This window comes from Arsenophonus sp. ENCA, assembly GCF_002287155.1.
Taxonomy (GTDB): domain Bacteria; phylum Pseudomonadota; class Gammaproteobacteria; order Enterobacterales; family Enterobacteriaceae; genus Arsenophonus; species Arsenophonus nilaparvatae.
This window is the reverse complement of sequence record NZ_NHNG01000285.1, coordinates 1-4,239: the sequence shown is the minus strand read 5'-3', so window position 1 is coordinate 4,239 and position 4,239 is coordinate 1. Positions and strand designations below refer to the sequence as shown.

4 protein-coding genes, 3 pseudogenes and 1 other annotated feature are annotated in these 4,239 nt (G+C 37.4%); of the genes and pseudogenes, 2 read left to right on the top strand and 5 right to left on the bottom strand.

The features are described from left to right. The coding region (locus tag CBG25_RS07565) for a transposase family protein (protein ID WP_290603775.1) at positions 1-281 on the top strand (281 nt) is incomplete at its 5' end. Positions 282-307: 26 nt separating this feature from the next. On the opposite strand, the gene CBG25_RS07560 is transcribed toward CBG25_RS07565, so the two are convergent. The 4 genes and pseudogenes from CBG25_RS07560 to CBG25_RS07545 all read right to left on the bottom strand — a co-directional run bounded on the left by CBG25_RS07560 (position 308) and on the right by CBG25_RS07545 (position 3,433). Then, positions 308-736, bottom strand: coding sequence for a hypothetical protein (locus CBG25_RS07560; RefSeq protein WP_290605770.1), 429 nt, complete (start codon positions 734-736; stop codon positions 308-310). Positions 737-923: 187 nt separating this feature from the next. Then, the gene (gene rluB / locus CBG25_RS07555; protein WP_290605769.1) at positions 924-1,829 is read right to left on the bottom strand and encodes a 23S rRNA pseudouridine(2605) synthase RluB; all 906 of its coding nucleotides are present in this window, start codon (positions 1,827-1,829) and stop codon (positions 924-926) included. 111 nt (positions 1,830-1,940) lie between these two features. Beyond that, entirely contained in the window at positions 1,941-2,561 is a 621-nt protein-coding gene (locus CBG25_RS07550; RefSeq protein ID WP_290605768.1) for an L-threonylcarbamoyladenylate synthase, read from the bottom strand. A 121-nt stretch (positions 2,562-2,682) separates the two neighbouring features. Further along, a pseudogene (locus CBG25_RS07545) lies at positions 2,683-3,433 on the bottom strand (PHP domain-containing protein). 286 nt (positions 3,434-3,719) lie between these two features. Beyond that, positions 3,720-3,821 (top strand) — a sequence feature (Trp leader region). A 32-nt stretch (positions 3,822-3,853) separates the two neighbouring features. Here CBG25_RS07545 and CBG25_RS07540 point away from each other — a divergent pair. Continuing rightward, positions 3,854-4,066: pseudogene (locus CBG25_RS07540) on the top strand (anthranilate synthase component I); the annotation flags it as partial. A 55-nt stretch (positions 4,067-4,121) separates the two neighbouring features. Here CBG25_RS07540 and CBG25_RS07535 read toward each other — a convergent pair. Then, positions 4,122-4,239: pseudogene (locus CBG25_RS07535) on the bottom strand (IS630 family transposase); the annotation flags it as partial.

Below are 4,239 nucleotides of genomic sequence, written 5' to 3'. Positions count from 1 at the left end.
AGGTAACCATCTGGGCAGATACCGGTTTTCAAGGTATAGATAAACAGCATCCTAATACACAAATCCCAAAAAAAGGAACTCGAAAAAGACCTTTATCGCCTGAACAAAAACAAGAAAATAAAATAATCTCGGGCATCCGTATTACAGTTGAACACGCCATCGCGGGTATCAAGCGCCTCGGTTGCATGACCCAAATTTTACGGAATCGTAGACCCTTTATTGATGATACCTTCTTACTCCTTAGCGCAGGTCTTTGGAATTTCCATCTCAGAACAGCGTAAAATTTACTTCAATCACCGAAACACCCTTATTTCACTATTAAGCAACACGCTTTTAGTATTGGACCCTGTACTTTTATTCCATCAACAACAATTTGATTATATTTCAAAGAGAAAAATTGGTTAGAAATGATTTCTTTAAAAACCGAACTATAAGCATAATAATATTGCCGGGTAGGATTAATAATTCCATCCTGGTTACCAGGGTAAATGATAAATTCAGTTTCTTGGCCAATGGGGTATTCAATCGTATGCTTGCCAGCTCGTAAATCAAGTTGTTTAATTTCACCCTGAACAAGTTTAACTGATTGATTATCAATCTTAAAATAAAGGGCATCTTTATTATTATGACTAACGTAAAATTTCCCATCAGCAGAATGGGTTAATTGCGGCTCATCACAGCTTGCTAACAGCAATATAAATATGCTGCTAGCGATAATTTGCCCAAATTGTGGCATATAAAATTTCAACCTTCTAATCAAACTTAGCCTAATGAAAGTAGCCTACTATTCTAAGGATCATCTCAATTAAATTAAAAGTATTTATTTATATAGCACTATTTTTATCTATTAAAAAATCATTAGGCAGCTGAATTTGACTATAATATTGCCTTTAATTTTATATTATCCTTTACGCGAAGATGTATTACGCCCCCTGGCTAGTCCCCGTTGCTCGTTTATTTGCTACTCGCATCGAAGAAACTTGTGTATGCCGTTTTACAGCACGACGGATCTGATTTGCTTTAATACGCCGTCTATCTTGCTCAACCGATATTTTACTAGCTGTTTCATCAGTAAGACCAACCAGATGACGCAAATAATTAATCTGAGCTAAACCTAATTCCGTCCATCCTCCTCTGGGTAATCCCTTTGGTAAATAAATATCACCATAACGAACGCGGATCAGGCGACTGACTTGTATGCCTACCGCTTCCCATAAACGCCTTATTTCACGATTACGACCTTCCGTTAAAGTAACATTAAACCATTGATTCATGCCTTCTCCACCACGGAACTTCAGTGTCTTAAAATTAGCTTCACCATCTTCAAGTTGAACACCTTTGGTTAATTGCCGAATTTTAGCATCATTAATTTCACCAAAAACACGAACTGCATATTCACGTTCGACCTCATGACGAGGATGCATCAAACGATTAGCCAGTTCCCCATCTGTGGTAAATAATAATAAACCACACGTATTTACATCTAAGCGACCTATCGCAATCCAGCGAGAGCCGGTTAATTTAGGTAAACGATCAAATACGGTTGGACGTCCTTCTGGATCATTATGAGTACATAATTCGCCTTCCGGCTTATAATAAGCCAAGATCCGACAAACTGTTTTCTCCGCTTCTTTGATTTTCAAAAGATGACCATCTAAGCGAATTTTAGTGTTAGATTTAACTTCTATTCGGTCACCCAAGGTCGCTAATTGACCATCAACACTGATCCTACCGGATTGAATAAAACTTTCTATTTCCCTGCGCGATCCATAACCACAACGAGCAAGTACTTTTTGTAACTTTTCACTTTGCTGCTTTTTAACGCTCATAGCGTAAACCTCTTGTGTCACCTTCACAGGCGTCATAATTATAAAAATAACTAAAAAAATAAACTGTGGTTATTATACACCGTTTTTCTATTAACCTCATCTGAAGCTTTTTTATTCAAATGGTATCGTGGAACCCATTCCAACTCGGATGATATTTGGCGTACTCTCTGTTAAATCAACTACGGTGGTTGGTTTTTCACTTAAATAACCACCATTTATAATCAAATCAACTTGTTGACCAATTAGACTTTCTATCTCATCTGCTGAGGACTGAGCAAAATCTTCACCTGGCAATATTAAACTAGTCGATAGTAAAGGTTCGCCAATTCCGGCAAGCAGATCTCTGGCAATCGGATTATTGGGTAAACGTATGCCTATTGTTTTACGTTTTTTATTCATTATTCGACGTGGGACTTCTTTTGTTGCACGTAAAATAAAAGTGTAATGACCCGGTGTACTATTTTTAATCATTCTAAACACCTGATTATCTAGATAGGCATATTCAGCTATTTCAGATAAATCACGACACATTAGGGTAAAATTGTGGCGAGAATCCAATTGACGTAAGCGACAAATTTGCATAAGCGCGTTTTTATTATCTAACTTACAGCCAATTGTATAGCGGGAATCAGTCGGATAAACAATAATGCCACCTTTGTTTAATATTTCTATACATTGGCTAATTAATCTAGGTTGCGGATTTTGTGGGTGAATATGGAGAGATTGTCCCATGAATGTTCTCTATATATTTATTTAATCACTATATTATTTAATTAAACTTGAAAATTAAGTTATCAATATACCTAAGCTGCTTACTATATAATATTTTAGCCTAAACGATAATCCCAAATTTTTATTGCCAGGTTTGCCAAATCGGTGTAACACCTGCGGGCAACCAAAGATTTCTACCTAGCTCAGTCCAGGCGCAGGGGCGATGAAAATCAGAACCGACAGAAGCATATAAATCATGTAGTTTAGCTAATTCAGTTAAATTTTTTCGTTCATCAGGCGATTGTTGGCATTGAGCAATTTCAATCGCATCACCCTGTTGCTGTTTAAAATATAGAACTAACCTTTTTTGCCATTTTGCTGATAGCGAGTAACGACCAGGATGTGCCAAGACAGCAACGCCTCCCGCCTGATGAATAACGTCTATTGCCTCATCAAGCTTACACCAATCAGCCGGGACGTAACCTGGTTTACCTCGGGTTAAATATTTTTTAAAAACATGACCGATACTTTTTTGTTTAGCATAATCCATAAGATAACGCGCAAAATGGCTACGTGTTACCTGTCCACCGGCGGCATAAGCTTTAGCATTTTGCCAGGCATCAGGAATACCGAATTTTTCTAATTTATAGCCTATTTTTTCCCCACGCAGGTTACGGCGTGCAGTTTGTATTTCCAGTAAATGTTTAAGACAGCTTGCATCCAGGTTAATGTTAAGACCGACGATATGAATTTCAATTTTTTCCCAAATTGTGGAAATTTCAACACCGGCAATTAATGTTAGTGGCTTACTTTTTTCATTAATATACTGCCATGCTGGTAAAATTCCATTAACTGTATCGTGATCAGTGATAGCTAATACATCGACCCCCCATTAATACCGCTCTGTCTACTAATTCTAAGGGAGTGAGATCACCATCAGAAGCTTTTGTGTGACTATGTAGATCATAAATAACAGACAGCTTCTCATTGTCGTGTGCCAAAGCTTTATCCTCATTTACAGCTGACGATTATAGAAAAAATTCATAGTGTGGCATAAATTACTTGACACAATACGAATGATCTAGTTTGCTAGTACGATGGTTAACGATAGCGCTAATCTATCATGACATATTGCGAGGAAGAACAAAAATGAGATTGGTATTTTTTATCATCATTAAAATCCGTTGGTGGCAAAACTCCCTTAAATAGGCGGTTTCTTCCTGCGCGCGAATTAATAACGCAACACCAGATCAAGACCCGCCATGAAGCGGGTTTTTTTATAGCCAATTAATATAATATGAAAGGCAACCAATATGGAAAACATAGCAGTCAATCAAACAACTTTTCGCATATTAGAGAATAAAATTAATTATCAGCCTGAAGTTTGTCTGTTATTTCATCATTTATGCAGCAATCGACCAGGCACACTATTGCTAGAGTCCGCTACCGTTAATAATAAGCAAAATCTACAAAGTATCCTGATCGTTGATAGTGCATTACGAATTACCGCCAACCAACAGCAAGTTATTTTTACCGCTCTTAATCCTAAAGGAAATGCACTATTAAGCCATATATACTCGATTAACTTGAAGTTGCATTTTTCAGCGTCTGGAAGTTGTCATTAATCCGGCGCGACAAGGCTCCGTCCAATCCCGGTAATATATTACGGAAAAAGTGGTGTATTTCCTGCCGAAACGCT

Coding starts and splice junctions, on each gene's coding strand:
- CBG25_RS07560 (WP_290605770.1), bottom strand. CDS start 736: ATGCCACAATTTGGGCAAATTATCGCTAGCAGCATATTTATATTGCTG.
- rluB (WP_290605769.1), bottom strand. CDS start 1,829: ATGAGCGTTAAAAAGCAGCAAAGTGAAAAGTTACAAAAAGTACTTGCT.
- CBG25_RS07550 (WP_290605768.1), bottom strand. CDS start 2,561: ATGGGACAATCTCTCCATATTCACCCACAAAATCCGCAACCTAGATTA.